The organism is Leifsonia sp. TF02-11 (assembly GCF_017565305.1).
In the GTDB taxonomy this organism is placed as follows: domain Bacteria; phylum Actinomycetota; class Actinomycetes; order Actinomycetales; family Microbacteriaceae; genus Leifsonia.
Window position 1 is genome coordinate 1 of sequence record NZ_JAGEKP010000037.1, and the last position, 15,388, is coordinate 15,388.

14 protein-coding genes and 1 pseudogene are annotated in these 15,388 nt (G+C 68.2%); 13 read left to right on the plus strand and 2 right to left on the minus strand.

What is annotated here, in order from left to right:
• Positions 1–481: 481 nt before the first annotated feature.
• The 3 genes and pseudogenes from JNB50_RS25940 (at position 482) to JNB50_RS24495 (ending at position 1,564) form a co-directional block, all read left to right on the plus strand.
• Positions 482–690: pseudogene (locus JNB50_RS25940) on the plus strand (KTSC domain-containing protein).
• A 189-nt stretch (positions 691–879) separates the two neighbouring features.
• Positions 880–1,185: a nucleotidyltransferase family protein gene (locus JNB50_RS24490; protein ID WP_208042703.1), complete on the plus strand. Its 306-nt coding sequence runs from the start codon at positions 880–882 to the stop codon at positions 1,183–1,185.
• Entirely contained in the window at positions 1,175–1,564 is a 390-nt protein-coding gene (locus tag JNB50_RS24495; protein ID WP_208042704.1) for a DUF86 domain-containing protein, read from the plus strand. The genes JNB50_RS24490 and JNB50_RS24495 overlap by 11 nt, the downstream gene beginning before the upstream one ends.
• A gap of 1,303 nt (positions 1,565–2,867) precedes the next feature.
• Here JNB50_RS24495 and JNB50_RS24500 read toward each other — a convergent pair.
• Positions 2,868–3,227, minus strand: coding sequence for a metalloregulator ArsR/SmtB family transcription factor (locus JNB50_RS24500; protein WP_208042705.1), 360 nt, complete (start codon positions 3,225–3,227; stop codon positions 2,868–2,870).
• Positions 3,228–3,294: 67 nt separating this feature from the next.
• On the opposite strand from JNB50_RS24500, the gene JNB50_RS24505 reads away from it, so the two are divergent.
• From JNB50_RS24505 to JNB50_RS24515, 3 genes are read left to right on the plus strand one after another with little or no spacing between them, the layout of a single operon-like run.
• Positions 3,295–4,209 (plus strand): NAD(P)H-binding protein, encoded by a 915-nt coding sequence (locus tag JNB50_RS24505; protein ID WP_208042706.1) that lies wholly within the window; start codon positions 3,295–3,297, stop codon positions 4,207–4,209.
• A gap of 51 nt (positions 4,210–4,260) precedes the next feature.
• Entirely contained in the window at positions 4,261–4,872 is a 612-nt protein-coding gene (locus JNB50_RS24510) for a winged helix-turn-helix domain-containing protein (protein ID WP_208042707.1), read from the plus strand.
• Between the two features lie 25 nt (positions 4,873–4,897).
• Positions 4,898–6,214, plus strand: coding sequence for an MFS transporter (locus tag JNB50_RS24515; RefSeq protein WP_208042708.1), 1,317 nt, complete (start codon positions 4,898–4,900; stop codon positions 6,212–6,214).
• Positions 6,215–6,223: 9 nt separating this feature from the next.
• Here the strand turns inward: JNB50_RS24515 and JNB50_RS24520 are convergent, their stop codons facing one another.
• A complete protein-coding gene (locus JNB50_RS24520) occupies positions 6,224–7,333 on the minus strand; it encodes an AI-2E family transporter (protein ID WP_208042709.1) in 1,110 nt (369 codons plus the stop codon).
• Positions 7,334–7,583: 250 nt separating this feature from the next.
• Here JNB50_RS24520 and JNB50_RS24525 point away from each other — a divergent pair, with 250 nt between their 5' ends.
• The 7 genes from JNB50_RS24525 (at position 7,584) to JNB50_RS24555 (ending at position 15,362) form a co-directional block, all read left to right on the plus strand.
• Positions 7,584–8,774 (plus strand): ROK family transcriptional regulator, encoded by a 1,191-nt coding sequence (locus tag JNB50_RS24525; protein ID WP_208042710.1) that lies wholly within the window; start codon positions 7,584–7,586, stop codon positions 8,772–8,774.
• A gap of 32 nt (positions 8,775–8,806) precedes the next feature.
• Positions 8,807–10,018, plus strand: a complete 1,212-nt coding sequence (locus JNB50_RS24530; RefSeq protein ID WP_208042711.1) for a Gfo/Idh/MocA family protein — start codon at positions 8,807–8,809, stop codon at positions 10,016–10,018.
• A 123-nt stretch (positions 10,019–10,141) separates the two neighbouring features.
• Positions 10,142–11,407, plus strand: coding sequence for a sugar ABC transporter substrate-binding protein (locus JNB50_RS24535; RefSeq protein ID WP_208042712.1), 1,266 nt, complete (start codon positions 10,142–10,144; stop codon positions 11,405–11,407).
• A 2-nt stretch (positions 11,408–11,409) separates the two neighbouring features.
• Complete coding sequence (locus tag JNB50_RS24540) at positions 11,410–12,375, plus strand: carbohydrate ABC transporter permease (RefSeq protein WP_208042713.1); 966 nt, start codon at positions 11,410–11,412, stop codon at positions 12,373–12,375.
• The gene (locus JNB50_RS24545; RefSeq protein WP_208042714.1) at positions 12,368–13,237 is read left to right on the plus strand and encodes a carbohydrate ABC transporter permease; all 870 of its coding nucleotides are present in this window, start codon (positions 12,368–12,370) and stop codon (positions 13,235–13,237) included. Before JNB50_RS24540 ends, JNB50_RS24545 begins: the two co-directional genes overlap by 8 nt.
• Before the next feature lie 41 nt (positions 13,238–13,278).
• Positions 13,279–14,310 (plus strand): Gfo/Idh/MocA family oxidoreductase, encoded by a 1,032-nt coding sequence (locus tag JNB50_RS24550; RefSeq protein ID WP_307794867.1) that lies wholly within the window; start codon positions 13,279–13,281, stop codon positions 14,308–14,310.
• On the plus strand, positions 14,307–15,362 hold the full coding sequence (locus tag JNB50_RS24555; RefSeq protein WP_208042716.1) for a Gfo/Idh/MocA family protein: 1,056 nt from the start codon (positions 14,307–14,309) through the stop codon (positions 15,360–15,362). The genes JNB50_RS24550 and JNB50_RS24555 overlap by 4 nt, the downstream gene beginning before the upstream one ends.
• Positions 15,363–15,388: the final 26 nt, after the last annotated feature.

The window sequence follows — 15,388 nt, forward strand, 5'->3', positions numbered from 1 at the left end:
CATCGTGATGACTCCATTCGAGAGGGTTGTAGGAGATTCCTCGAAGGATCACACGGTGACCGCACTTACGTCGTGAACGACGAGCCGGATCACCGTGCGCTACACCACTATGCGGGACTCAACTGGTTCTTTCATTGTCTTGCGTCTAAGCAACACCTCGGATCGGGGCTTGCTTGCTTCAACATTGCCCGACAACCTTGCCGGCCTATTTGGGGCTGTGCCTGTACTTCGTACTGGTGAGGCACTGGTGATCGGCGAAATCGTAAAGCTACCCACCCGGGTCCTCATCGAAGTGCAGGGAGACAGCCAGCCTGATAGCCAGGATCCCGAGGTGCTCGCCCGCGATAAATCGGGCGGTTGGGATGTCGATCGGGTGCCGCAGGATTACGGAGATGTCGCCTCAGCGTGGCAGCGTCTCACAACACGAAGTCGGCGCGCCGTACCGCCGATCTCAGCAACAACACAAGCGGAGGAGCTTCAAATGGATCGCATCCCGGTGAATAGTTCGAACTTGATCACGGTCGGATATGACGCCGCGAGCCAGACTCTCGAAGTCGAGTTCAAGGACGGAACCGTCTACAGTACTTCGACGTTTCGGCTGTCGAGCACGAAACGTTGATGGGAGCCGAGAGCATTGGAAGCTATTTCAGTAGCAGCATCCGAAACTCCTATCGTTACGCTCGACTTTGACGGTTGCGTATTCTCTCGCGTGGCATTTGCGCAAAGAGGATCCGTCCGCCGCCTAGTTCGCTCCAAGGCAAGTCTGGATGCTCTGTTCGTACGCTGACAGGCTTCGGAAACGCGACGATCAACGTTCCGTTGCCACGCGGAACCGCGCGGTCGTGCGGCGCAACCAGCTGACATGGGATAATTCCTGCCATGATCACCGCGGTGCCAGTCGACGTGCAAGCGATCATCCGCGCCTGCGAAGTACATGGAGTCAAGCGACTTCGCATTTTCGGCTCGGTGCTCGGCGACAAGTTTGACCGCGAGAGGAGCGACGTCGATTTCCTCGTCGATTTCTTGCCTGGGCGCGGTGGGCTGCTCCATGACTACTTCGACTTGAAGGAAGATCTGGAGCGGATCGTGGGTCGAGGGGTTGACCTGGTCGACGCCGGTGCGGTGCGCAATCCATACTTCGCACGGTCGGCCTTCGGCAGCGCTGAGGAGCTCTATGCTGCGTGAGTCGCCGGCGTTCCTATGGGACGCGCGCGAGGCCGCAATGAAAGCCGGATCCGTCGCACAGGGTCATGGGCAGGCGGAGTACCTGGGCGACTGGGTGCTTCAAGCCGCAGTCGAACGGCAACTCGAAATCCTCGGCGAGGCGCTCAAGAACCTGCGCTCGGCTGACGCTGAGACAGCGGCTCGGATCCCGAATGTTCACGCGATCATCGCGACGCGAAACATCCTTGTGCACGCGTATGCGCGGGTGGATCAGCGGCGAGTGTGGGAGATCCTGACTGATGACCTCCCGGAGCTGATACCGGTGCTCGAAGGCTTGCTCGCCGAAGTCGATGAGGCGGAGCCGTCGCTCCAAGACCGCGATGCCAGCCCGAGCGCATAGGCCCAAAATTTTCCCAGCGTGCCCACATTTTGCCCACAACCGAGTGAGATCGTATGAGATCCAAATGATCTCTAGTGAACCAAAAGGCGCATAATTCCGCGGATTTTGGAGTCGGTTGACCCTCTCCGGCGGCCCGTATCCGGGTTCAAGTCCCTGGGGGCGCACCCAACACCGCAGGTGGCGAGAAGCCCCCGATCTCCGTGGAAGCACGAGGATCGGGGGCTTCTTCGGTTTCGTTGGTCGGTGTGTGATGGGGCCGGTTGCTCACATTTGCCCACATCTGCTTTCGTCGCAGCTTCGTCGTCCCGCGAACGAATGCACTGGTGCGCGGGACTCCTGACTCCTGCGTGGGCCCAGGCTGCCCTCGGCGTCATCTCTATGTCCTTTCGAGCGCATCCGCGGGAAGTGCGGTGCTTCCAGAAAGCTCTTCGCCGCTCGTCAGTGATGATGCAATCGGGCTCGCCGCCGCGGCACCTAGCGCCTTCTTACAGCGGGGGCGCGTCGTCCGGATGAACGGGACCGACCGCGCGGCGCCACGGTGCGGTGTACGTGTCATAGTGAGCTTGCGTGAATGAGTCACCGATCATGTCACGGAAGATGAGCGCGGCAAGCGCGGCTGATGCGGGCGGCCCGGCGGCCGGAATGCCCTCCTCTCCGGGCTGGACAGGAGTACATAAGCCCTGGCGGACAGCGTGTCCGTGTAACGCGGGATGTGCCGAATGAGCGGCCAGATTCCCCGTCGCGCTGCTCCCAGTCTGCCTTCTTTACCCGTTTGCGCGCCGCAACGAGGGCTCGTGCCTCCTCCGGACGGAGGTTCTGGATGCGAAAGAGCAGATCGAGCACCCGTTGCGTCTGCGGCCCGTAGAGATCGGGGGCATCGTCATCAGGGTTGGAAGTCACGCGCGTACATTATCCAACTTCCGCAGCGATACGGCCCCTCGCGGGCGAGCCGCGCCGTCCAACCCACTTCGCGATTGGGAAAGGCGGGACAGCACCCGGGACGTTCCTCATCGGGCGCGGCCTGCGCGTCCTCGTGCTGCTCCCGCCCGTGGCCACAGGCGATCGATCCGCGATCGCCCGTCTCGTCGGGCGGAGCGTGCCCGCCACTCGCGGGCGCATTGGCATCGAGTTTCTGATCGGCTTCGTCTGGCTGCTCGTGGCAAGTGTCGGTGTCGTCGCGCTCGTCGGACTGGTCGCCTCGTGGATGGGGGTATTTCCCTCCGGATTCCAACCGGAATGCGCGACCGGCTTCGCAAGGAGATCCCGGCGTCAGCCGCCCGGATTCTCCTCGGAGCGGCCGCGATCAGGAGATTCCGGGCCGAGCCTCCTGGGCACGGCGCGGCGCGGCGGATCGTCCGGTGCCGCGCTTGCGCACCTCGCGCAGCACGATCTGCTCCGGGCACACGGTCGAGAGGAAGTCGCCGACCGACAGGGCGAGCCGGTCGCCGACGAGCGAGTAGAGGATGCGATTGGCGTCGCGGCGCTCCGTGACCAGTCCGGCCTGGCGCAGCACGCTCAGGTGGCGGGAGATCGTGGGGCCGGTGGAGCTGAAGCGCGCCGCGATCTCGCCGGCGGCGAGTTCGCCGTCTTTGAGGTCTTGGAGGATCTGCCGCCTGGTCGGATGGGCGAGCGCGGCGAAGATCTCGGAAGCGCTGTCTGTCATGGTTGCACTTTAGCACCATTGCTAGATACTGTTTAGCTCCAGTGCTAATTAGCAAAGGAGTTGCACCATGCGCATCGCCATCACCGGAGGCACGGGCTTCGTCGGGCGCCACCTCGCCGAGCGGCTCGACCCGGCCGAGACGGTCGTGATCTCGCGCCGGACCGGCGTGCGGATCGACGACGTCGACGCCCTCGCCGCGGCCTTCGCCGGCTGCGACGCCGTCGCGCACTGCGCGGGTATCAACCGTGAGCTGGGGGAGCAGACCTTCGACCGCGTGCACGTCGAGGGGACCCGCGCCGTCATCGAGGCGGCCCGCCGGGCGGGCGTGCGGCGCATCGTGATGGTCAGCTTCCTGCGGGCGCGCCCCGACTGCGGCTCGCGCTACCACGAGACCAAGTGGGAGGCCGAAGAGCTCATCCGCGACTCCGGCATCCCGCACACGATCCTCAAGTTCGGGATGATCTACGGGCCGGGCGACCACATGGTCGACCATGTCACGCGTGCCGTGCGCACGCTGCCGCTCTTCGCGACGGTCGGCTTCCGCGAGCGCAATGTGCGGCCCGTCCCGGTGGACGACGCGGTCGACGTTCTCATCGCTGCGCTCGAGGGTCGCGTCCCCGATCCGACCGTCGCGGTGATGGGGGCCGACGAGCTCGCGCTCGGCGAGGCGGTGCGCCGCATCGCGCGGGTCGCCGACCGGCGCCCGGTGTTCTTCCCGGCGCCGGTGTGGACCATCCGGGTGCTGGCTCAGCTGACCGAGTGGACGATGGTCGTGCCGCTGGTCGCCAAGGCGCAGGCCCGCATGCTGAACGAAGGCGTGGACGAGCCGGCGCCGTTCGCCCCCGAGCTTCCCGTGGAACTGCGCCCGTCGCGACATTTCGACGACGAGAGGATCCGCGCGGCGCTCCCGATCGGCGGCTTCGGCCTCGGTGACCTCCGAGTGGTGAGTAAGCGGAGGCAGGGGCTGAGCGTCACCTCCTGATTTTGCCCAGAAAATCTTCTGCAGAAAAGATTCTGCAATTAGTCTGTCGGTATGGACGACCATGTAACGGACGGGTTCCCGGGGTTCGATCCCGCGCGGGAGGTCATGCTGTCGCCGTCGGCGATGCGCGGCTTGGTGAACCCCCTGCGGCTGCGGCTGCTCGAGCTGCTCCAGGCCGACGGCCCGTCGACGGCCACGGAGCTCGGCCGGAGGGTGGGGCAGTCCACGGGCGTGACGAGCTACCACCTGCGTGTGCTCGCGCAGCACGGGTTCATCGTGGAGGACGAGGAGCGCGGCGACGACCGCGATCGCTGGTGGCGGGCCGTGCACCGGTCGACGTCGTTCTCGTTCCGGGTGCCGGGGGACCCGGCGACCGCCGACACGGTGGACCAGGCGGCGCAGTTCGTCCGCCTCAACGTGGAGGCCTCCCACCGGCGCGTGCTCGACTGGGTGGACACCCTCCCGAGCCAGGTCGACGAACTCGCGGCCATGCCGTGGACGGTCAGCGACTGGCCGCTGACCCTCACACCCGAGCAGGCGCGGATGGTGGTGACGGCCGTGCGCGAGCTCGTGACACGGTTCCAGCGCGATCCGGACAACCCGTCGAGTGACGCGGATGCCCTGCGGGTGCACGCGCAGTTCCAGCTCTTCCCGGAGGACTGATGCGGGCGGCACAGGGGGCGACCCGGTGAGCGGCGCGGCCGCCCGTCGCCGCGGGCCTCTGCTCGCTCTGGTGGGCGCCTACTTCGTGAGCGGCACCGGAACGGCGCTCTCCGCCGTCGCGATCCCGTGGCTCGTCCTCGTCACGACGGGCAGCGCGGTCGCGACCGGCGTCGTCGGGTTCGCGGAGATGGCGCCCTACGTGCTCCTGCAGGCGACTGCCGGCCCGCTGGTCGACCGGGTCGGACTGCGTCGCACGTTCCTGCTGGGAAACCTGGCGGCCTCGGTCGCGGTTTTCCTCGTGTTCCTGCTGGGCGAGCTCGGTGCCCTCCCTTTCGGCCTCCTGCTCGCTCTCGTCGCCGTCGCCGGGGCGGTGCGAGGGGCGGCGGACGCTGCGACGACCCCGATGATCCCACCGCTGGCCCGCCTGGCGCGCTGGAGCGACGAGCGCGCCGTCGGCCTCTACAGCGGTGCGAACCGCGCAGGACTGCTGATCGGATTGCCTCTCGCGGGAGCCCTGGTCGCGGTCCTCGGACCGGCGGGGACGGTTCTGCTGGACAGCATCAGCTTCCTGGCCGCGGCGGTCCTCACCGCGGTGTTCGTCCCCGCGGTGGTGGTCTCGCGTCCGCCCGAGGCCAGAGACGAGGCCGGAGCCGAGGCCGGAGCCACGCACTCCCACGACGCTCCACGCGAAACCCGCGGTTCCGGCCTCCGCGCCTACCTCGCCCAGCTTCGGGAGGGCGCCGGCTTCCTCCGGCGCGACCGCCTGCTGCTCAGCCTCCTGGTGTTGATCGTGGTCACCAACCTGCTCGACCAGGCGATGAACGCCGTCTTCCTTCCCGTGTGGGCGCACGACCGGGTCCACGACGCCGTGGCGTTCGGCGTGGTCGGCGGAGCGTCCGGGCTCGGGATGCTGGTCGGGGTGCTGCTCACGGCCTGGGGAGGCCGACGGCTGCCGCGCTGGATCACCTTCGCCCTGTGCACCCTGCTGGCGTCTGCCCCGCCCTTCTTCGCGGTGGCGGGAACAGACGCCGTGCTCCCGGTCGCCGTGGTGTTCTTCGTGTGCGGCGTGTTCGGCGGCGTGCCGAACCCGATCGTCGGCGCCGTGCAGTTCGAGCGCGTTCCGCCTCGACTCCAGACACGCGTGCTCGGCGGGATGAAGGCGAGCGCCTATCTCGGGATCCCGTTCGGCTCGCTCTTCGGCGGCCTCCTCGCCCAGGCGGTCGGGCTCGCGGCGGCCTGCGTGGCGGCCGGGGCCGTCATGCTCGTGGTCACGATCGCGCCGCTGGTGTTCCCGGTGTGGCGGGGGTTGGACCGCGGCGCGCCCGGACCGGCGACGGCGTGACGGGACGCGCTACGACCGGTCCTTCCTCGGCATCACGACCTCTTTGATGATCAGGATGATGCCGGCGGAGATCGGGATGGCGACCAGGGCGCCGGGGAGGCCGAACAGGGTCGAGCCGGCGAGCGCGGAGATGAGCACGACCGAGCCGGGCACCTGCACGGCCTTGCCCATCACCTTCGGAGTGAGGATGTACGCCTCCACCTGCATGTAGACGAGCATGAGGACCAGCACGACGACGCCGCTGACGGGGGAGTGGATGAGCGCCAGCACCGTCATGACGGCGGTCGTGAGCACGGTTCCGATCAGCGGGATGAGCGTGATGAAGAAGGCCGCCAACGCGATCAGGAAGGCGCCGGGCACGCCGGTGACGAGCAGCAGGATGAGGCTGTAGGTCGCGTTGAAGAACGCGAGGATGACCATTCCGCTGAGGTACTTGCCGAAGTTCTGGAGGATCCGCTCGGAGTACCCCTCGAACCGCGTGCGGTGGGAGCGACGCACCAGGTGGTACAGCGACTGCTTGGTGGAGTCGTACGACGCGATGAAGTAGATCGTCAGGATCGCGATGAAGAACCCGGTCGTGAAGGCGTTCAGCACCGACAGGCCGAAGCCGAGCAGGCCGTTGCCGACATTGGCCCAGGTCTGCGGGTTTTTCACCTGGTCGGAGATCCAGGTGAGGGCCTGGCCCAGGACGCCGTTGCTGGCCTTGTTCGTCGCGTCGAACCAGCCTTCGGCCTGCAGCCTCTTGACCTCGGCGGGGATCGAGGTCGCGAGGTTGGAGATCTGCGTCACGAGCAGGGGGACGACCACCCAGATGATCGCGACGAGTACGCCGACGATCAGCAGGATCACGGTGACGATGGCCCATGCCCGCTTCATCCCGTGGCGTTGGAACCAGCGGATCAGCGGGTCGAGGCCGACGGTGGCGAACGCGGCGAGGAAGACGGAGAAGATGATCGACCGGAGGCCGTACAGCATGTAGCCGGTGGCGATGGCTCCCAGCGCGCCGAGGGTGACCACGAAGCCGAACAGCAGGGGGCTGCGCTTGAGCAGCGGCGCCGCCCCGGAGGTCTCCGCAGCGCGGTCGGCTGCGCGACGCTCGGGCGATTGGATGAAACGCATGGAGGCCTCCTGCTCGCTGGTCGAACGTCAGAGCGAGCGTATTGGTCGGCGTGCGCAACGGACAAGACCGACGCGCGGGCGCCTGCTGCCCGATGTTCGGTGGGTCCGAATACGCAAGTCGTTTTACTTGTATTAGATTCGCCTTGACCTCGCATATGCAGTCGTGCTCTACTATCCGAAAGCAATTACAAAAGCGATTTGCTTTGTAAACGGACGGAGAGGTCCAGCGGTGATTCCAGCGGAGAACGGCGTGCACGATGCGCGTCAGGCGAACCAGAGCGGCGCCCGCGTCGCGGTCGCCCTCCGCGACGGAGGCCGCGCGACCGTCGCTCAGCTGGCCGAACGCACCGGACTCTCTCGTCCCACCGTCGAGGCCGCCCTCCCGGCGCTCCGTGAGCGCGGCCTGGTCGGCATGATCGAGGAGCACACCGCGGGAGGCCGCGGCGCAGGGCGTCCGGCACGCATTTTCGAGTTCGTCGCCGACGCCGGCCTCCTCGTGGGCGTCGACGTCGGCATCCACCGCGTCCGCGTCGTGGTGGCCGACCTGACCGGGCGGATCGTCGCCTGGCACCAGCGCGACATCGAGCAGCGATTCGTCGGCGCCGACCGTCTCGACTACGTCAAGGACGCGGTCCGCACCTGCTTCGACCGCGCCGGGATCGACATCGGCCGACTGGCGACGCTGTCCGGAATGGCGGTCGCGGTTTCGGGGATGGTCGGGCCGGACGGCCGGCTGGCGGTCTCGCACAACTTCCCCGACTGGGAGGGCGTCGACATCGCGGGCAGACTCCGCGAAGAGTTCGGCTGCCCCGCCGTCATCGAGAACGACATGCGCCTCGCCGCGCTTGCCGAGCACCGGATGGGCGCCGCACGGCTCGTCGACGACGTCGCCTACTTCTTCGCGGGCCACCGCATCTCGATGGGGCTGATCATCGACGGAAAGCTGCGGCGCGGGCGCCATGGTGCTGCTGGCGAGATCGGCGGCAGCGTCTTCTCGATGCACGTCGACGATTCGGGCCAGCTGCGCTGGGAGACCGCGGAGACCGCCGAGGAGGTGTTCCGCGCCGCCGCGGCAGGTGACTCCGCGGCCCGGGCCGAGATCGAACGGTTCGTGCGCGGCGTCGCCACCGGCATCGCGACGGTCACGATGGCCGTCGACCCGGACGTCGTCGTGGTCGGCGGCGGTCTGTCGCGCGCCGGAGAAGAGCTTCTCCGGCCGCTGCGTGCCGCCGTCATGTCGGAGATCGGGGTGCCGGTGCGGCCGTCGATCATCCAGTCGGAGCTCGGCGCCGAGTCGGTCGTGCTTGGCGCGCTGGCGCTGGCCTCCGGTCAGGCCGTGGAGCGGCTCTACCAGGCATCGGACCTGCCGGAGCCCGACATCGATGTCGCTGCGGCCCGGGCGATGGCCGCGCAGGAGACCGCGGGGAGAGCCGCCCGATGAGCGATCAGGAACGGACGAGTGGAGGAGTGCAGATGAATGCAGGGGTGACTGCGCAGCAGACGGTGGGTGAGCGGGAGCTCGACGTCGACCGGCCGTTGCGTCTCGCCGTGATCGGGGCCGGCGCCCGGTCCGAGATCGCCGGTCATGCCGTCGAGACCGGCGACGGCGTGATCGTCGCGGTCGCCGACCCGAGTGCTGCCGCCCGCGAGCGCGCGGCCGACCTCTTCGGCACGGAGGCGGAGCTGTTCGCCGGCCACCGCGAGCTGATCGCGGGTGCCGCCGACATCGACGCCGCGTTCGTCACCTCGCCCGACCACACCCACGCGGAAGTCGCGATCGACCTCCTGAACGCGGGAATCGCGGTCTACCTCGAGAAGCCGCTCGCGATCGACGTCGCCGACGCCGACGCCATCCTCGCCGCTGCCGCCGCGTCGGGCACTCCGCTCTACGTCGGGCACAACATGCGGCACATGGCCGTCGTCCGGACCATGCGCGACATCATCGAGCGCGGCGACATCGGCGAGGTCAAGGCGGTCTGGTGCCGGCACTTCGTCGGGAACGGCGGCGACTACTACTTCAAGGACTGGCACGCCGAGCGCGCCAAGTCGAACGGGCTGCTGCTGCAGAAGGGCGCCCACGACATCGACATCATCCACTGGCTCGCCGGAGGCTACTCCGACCTGGTCACCGGCATGGGCGGCCTCACGCTCTACGGCGGGATCGACGACAGGAGGGACAACTCCGATCGCTCGATGCCGGACTGGTTCTCGCTCGACGCCTGGCCGCCCCTGGCCCAGCGGGAGCTGAACCCGGTGATCGACGTCGAGGACCTCTCGATGGTCACCATGCACCTGGACAACGGCGTGTTCGCCTCGTACCAGCAGTGCCACTACACCCCGGATTACTGGCGCAACTACACCGTGATCGGCACGGAGGGGCGTCTGGAGAACTTCGGCGATTCGGACGGCGCCATCGTGCGCGTCTGGAATCGTCGGACCACGTACAACCCCGCCGGCGACGCCGAGTACACCGTGCTCGGCGACGAGGGCGGGCACGGAGACGCGGATCGGCTCACCGTGGCCGAGTTCGTGCGCTTCGTGCGGGAAGGGAGTGCGACGACGACGTCCGCAGTCGCCGCCCGCAATGCGGTGGCCACCGCCGTGGCGGCCACCGAATCGCTCCGCGACGGATCGCGGCCCCGCGCCGTCCTCGCCGTGGATGCGGAGGTCGCTGCGCGGTTGTAGCCGCGACCGACGCTTCGCGCGCACCAGAAGCGCGGAGCTCACGAGAAAACGAAGATCCGGGCCGGCGAGTGGAGTCGCCGACCCGGCAAGGCACCGACAAACCCCCTCATCGAAGGAGAACCAATGCGAAAAGCCCTGCTCGCGGCCGCGGCCGCAATCGCCTCCGCGGTCGTACTCGCCGGATGCTCGTCCAACACTGGCAGCGGTTCCGATGCCCCTGCCGATCATAATCTGTCCGCCAGCATCTCCTACGCGTTCTGGGACGTGAACCAGAAGCCGGCGATGGACACTCTGATCAAGGACTTCAACAAGGAGTATCCGAACATCAAGGTGACCACCCAGATCACGCCGTACGCGAACTACTTCACCAAGCTGCAGACCCAGGGATCGTCCAAGACGCTGCCCGACGTCTTCTGGATGAACGGGCCGAACTTCCAGCTCTACGCGTCCAACGGACTGCTCGAGCCGATCGGCTCCGGCATCAAGCCCGCGAACTACCCCAAGGCGTTGAACGACCTGTACAGCTGGGACGGCAAACAGTACGGCGTTCCGAAGGACTTCGACACGATCGGGGTCTTCTACAACAAGGCCGTGTTCGACAAGGCGGGCGTCGCCTACCCGACCGCGAACTGGACCTGGGACGAGTTCCACCAGAAGGCCAAGGAGATCTCCGACAAGCTGAAGGGCGAGGGCGTCTACGGAGTCGCCAGCGGTCTCTCGGGCGGCCAGGAGATGTACTACAACACCATCCTCCAGGCCGGCGGCTCGATCATCTCGGGCGACGGCAAGAAGTCGGGCTACGACGACCCCAAGTCGATCAAGGGCCTCCAGTTCGTGCGCGACCTGATCGCCGACGGCTCGTCGCCGACGCTGTCGCAGCTGTCGGACACCCCGCAGGACCAGTGGTTCATCAACTCCAAGTCGGCCATGATCTGGTCGGGCACCTGGCTCAACTCGGAGCTGCTCGCCTCGCCGATCAAGAACACCATCGCGCTGGCCCCGCTGCCCACCGGTGAGCGGCAGGCGACCGTCATCCACGGTCTCGCCAACGTCGTCGCGAAGGACTCCAAGAACAAGGCGGCGGCCATCGCCTTCCAGGACTACCTGGGCGGCAAGCAGGCCGCGGAGACGCAGGCCAAGCTGGGCGCGGCCAACCCGGCCTTCAACGGCACGCAGCAGGCGTTCGTCGACACCGCGCCGTGGGATCTGAACATCTTCGAGAAGGCTGCGGCGGACTACGCGTTCCCGTACCCGATCTCCAAGAACACCGCGGCCTGGAACAAGTTGGAGAACGACCTCCTGCCCGACGCCTTCAGCGGCAAGAAGCCGGTCGACGAGGTCGCCAAGGAGCTCGCCAAGCAGATGAACGCGGCCCTCGCCAAAGAGTGACCATGTCCACTCAGACGATCACGAAGGGAGCGGGCGCCGCGCAGGCGGCGCCCGGCTCCCGGGGCGAGAGCGCCCCTCGGCCCCGCAAGCGCGGCCGGCTCCGCAAGGACGGCTGGTGGGCGCTGCTCTTCGTCGGCCCGCTGCTGTTCGGCGTGCTGGTGTTCTACATCTGGCCGATCTTCCGCAACGCCTACTTCAGCTTCACCACCTGGGGCGCCTTCGGCGGCGCCACCTGGTCGGGCATCTCGAACTACCAGCAGATGCTGGCCGACCCCGACTTCTGGCGGTCGATCCTCAACACCCTGATCTACGTCGGGATCCTGCTGCTCGGCATCCCGCTGGCTGTGCTGTTCGCCGCGCTGATCAACCGGCCGGGACTCAAGTTCGCCGCGGCGTACCGCACGGCGTTCTTCCTGCCCTACGTCGCGATGCCCGCCGCCATCTCGATGGTGTGGCGGATCATCTTCAACGGCGACTTCGGCGTGATCAACTACACACTGTCGCTCGTCGGCATCAAGGGTCCCAACTGGCTGAGCACGGAGTGGTTCGCGCTGTTCGCCGTGGGTGTCGTCGGTGTATGGATCTCGCTCGGCTTCAACCTGATCGTGCTCTCGGCCGGAATGCGCAGCATCCCACCGGAGATGTACGAGGCGTCGTCGATCGACGGCGCCACGCGGACCCGGCAGTTCTTCTCGATCACGGTGCCGCTGCTCAGCCCGTCGATCTTCTTCGTGTCGGTGATCACCGTGATCACCGGGTTCCAGCTGTTCGACCTGCTCTACGCGCTGATGGGCACGCAGAACCCGGCGATCAACCAGACGCAGTCGCTGGTGTACCTGTTCTTCGCGCACCAGCAGACCGGCGACAACGGCTACGCCGCCGCGGTCGGGGTCGCGATCCTGATCCTGGTCGGTGCGTTCACGATGCTCCAGTTCCGCATGCAGAAGAGGTGGGTCAACTATGTCTAGCTCGGTAGCCTCCCGCCCGGTCGCGTCCCGTCCCGGCGCGAGCCGCGCCCGCAGCCGCAACGGACTCACGCACGCGGTGCTGATCGTCGCCTCGCTGCTGATGATCTTCCCGTTCGTCTGGCAGATCCTCATGTCGCTGGCGACGAACGCCCAGGTCACGTCGGTCCCCCCGACGGTCTGGCCGGGCATCCTGCACTTCGAGAACTTCGCGCACGTGTTCGACCAGCTGCCGTTCCTCAACCAGCTCTGGGTGTCGGTGGCCGTGACGGTCATCCGCACGGTGGGCCAGCTGCTGTTGTGCTCGATGGCCGGGTACGCGTTCGCGCGGATGGAGTTCCCGTTCCGCCGGACGATCTTCGCCCTCGTGCTCGCCATCCTGATGGTCCCGCCGCAGGTCTACCTGCTTCCGCAGTACCAGATCATCCAGGGGCTCGGCTGGCTCAACACCATCGCCGGCATCGCGGCGCCCGGCATCTTCAGCGCGTTCGGCACCTTCATGATGCGGCAGTTCTTCCTCGGACTGCCCGACGAGCTCGCGGAGGCGGCCCGCCTCGACGGCGCCAACCACTTCCAGGTGTTCTGGAAGGTCATGCTGCCGCTGGCCAAGCCCGGCCTCTCCGCTCTCGCGATCATCACCGTCCTCGCCTCGTGGAACGACCTGCTCTGGCCGCTCATCGTGGCGACGGACTCGACCCAGATGCCCCTGGCGCCCGGCATCGCCACCCTGACCAGCCAGCGGTCCATCCCGGACTTCCCGCTGCTGCTGGCGGCGAGCCTGCTCGCGATGGCGCCGGTGCTCATCCTCTTCCTCCTCATGCAGCGGCGCGTCATCGACGGGATCGCCTTCTCCGGTCTCAAGTGACCGGAGACAGCCGCAGCGACCACCTCAGAAAGGCACTCCACGTGACCACCCTTCGAGTCGGCCTCATCGGGGCCGGCGGCATCTCCCGCGTACACGCCGACGGCTGGCGCGCCCTGGGCGCTGCCGTCACCGTGTACTCGCACGACGGCGCCGACGCGCTCGCGGCCGAGTACGGATTCGCGGTCGCCACCGACCTCGACGCCCTCCTCGCCGCCGCCGACGTCGTCGACATCGTCACTCCGACACCGAGCCACGCGCCGCTCGCGCTGACCGCGATCCGGGCCGGCAAGCATGTGATCTGCGAGAAGCCGCTCGCGGGGACCGTGGATGCCGCCCGCGAGGTCATCGAAGCGGCTCGGGAGGCCGGTGTCCGGCTGTTCCCCGCGCACGTGGTGCGGTACTTCCCCGACTACGCGGCGCTGCGCGCGCAGGTGCTGACGGGCCGCATCGGCGAGCCGGCCGTCCTGCGCTTCGTGCGCGGGGGAGAGGCGCCGAAGACCGGCACCTGGTTCCACGACGTGGACGGCGGTGGCGGGATCGTGCGCGACCAGATGATCCACGACCTCGACCAGGCGCTGTGGATGGCGGGCGACATCGTGCGCGTGTACGCGGCGCAGAGCGCGCCGGCCGGCGACGCAGAGGCCCCCGACGCCGTCACGGCGCACGTCGTGCTCACGCACGCGAACGGCGCCCTGAGCCACGTGCAGGGGACCTGGGGTCCGCGAGGGCTGCTGTTCCGCACCTCGGCGGACATCGCGGGATCGAGCGGAACCCTCGCGCTCGACTCGGCGCCGACGGCCAGCCGGCTCGACATCCCCTCGGCCCATGCGGGTGACGGCTACCTGCCGCCGGCCTCCCTGACCGAAAGCCCGTACACCGCGCAGTTGCGTGACTATGTCGCCGCGATCGCGGAGGATCGGGAGGCCCGGGTGACGGGCGCAGACGGCCTCCGCGCCGTCATCGTGGCCGAAGCGGCGATGGAGTCGCTGCGCACGGGCCTTCCGGTGGAGGTCGACCTGACGTCCACCTCCGACCTGGCGTCCGCCGCCGTCCCCGCCGGGGTCGGCGCATGACCGGCACGACTCCCGAGGAGCTTCCGTTGAACCCGCCCGCCTCCGGCCCGCTCAAGGTGGCCGTGCTGTCCTTCGCCCACACCCACGCGATCGGCTACTGCCGTGCGCTCGCCGGCCGCGCCGACATCGACATGGTCGTCGCCGATCCCGACGGTGCGGCGGCTCCGGACGACGCGCCCCGGGGCGCCGAGCTGGCCGCGTCGCTGGGAGTGCGCTACCTCGACACGTACGAGGAGGCGCTCGCCTGGGGGCCGGACGCCGTGATCGTCACGGCCGAGAACGCACGCCACCGTGCGCTCGTGGAGGCCGCCGCCGCCGTGGGCGCGCATATTCTGTGCGAGAAGCCGCTCGCCACCACCGTCGAGGACGCGGAAGCGATGCTCGCCGCCGCCGAGCGCGCGGGCGTCACGTTGATGACGGCCTACCCTGTGCGGTTCGCGCCGTCCTTCGCCGACCTCCTGCACCGCGTGCGCTCCGGCCAGCTCGGCACGCTGCTGGCGGTCAAGGGGACCAATAACGGCAAGCTTCCCGCCGAGCGGGCGTGGTTCACCGACCCCGCACTCGCCGGAGGGGGCGCGCTGGTCGACCACGTGGTGCACTGCGCCGACTTGCTCGACGAACTGCTCGGTGAGCAGCCGTCGACCGTGCACGCGGTGGCGAACCGCCTCCTGTACCCGGAGTCCGCGGTGGAGACCGGCGGCCTCGTGACGGCCGTGTACCCGAGCGGGGTGGTCGCGACGATCGACTGCTCCTGGAGCGTGCCGCAGAGCGCGCCGACCTGGGGCGGCCTGACACTGCAGGTGACGGGGACGCGGGGGTCGGTCACGATCGCTCCTTTCGCGCCGCACCTGGGCGGCCAGACCGCGGACGGGCCGGTGTGGGTGCCGCTCGGCGCCGACCTCGACGGGGCGATGCTCGACGAGTTCGTGGACGCCGTGCGCTCCGGGCGCCCGGCGACGCCGGACGGCCAGGTCGGCCTCCGCACGCTCCGCGTCGTCGACGCCGCCCGCCGCTCCGCCGCCACCGGCGCGGTGGTCGCCCCGCTCGCGTAGGCGCAAAGCGCGCACATTCGTGACGA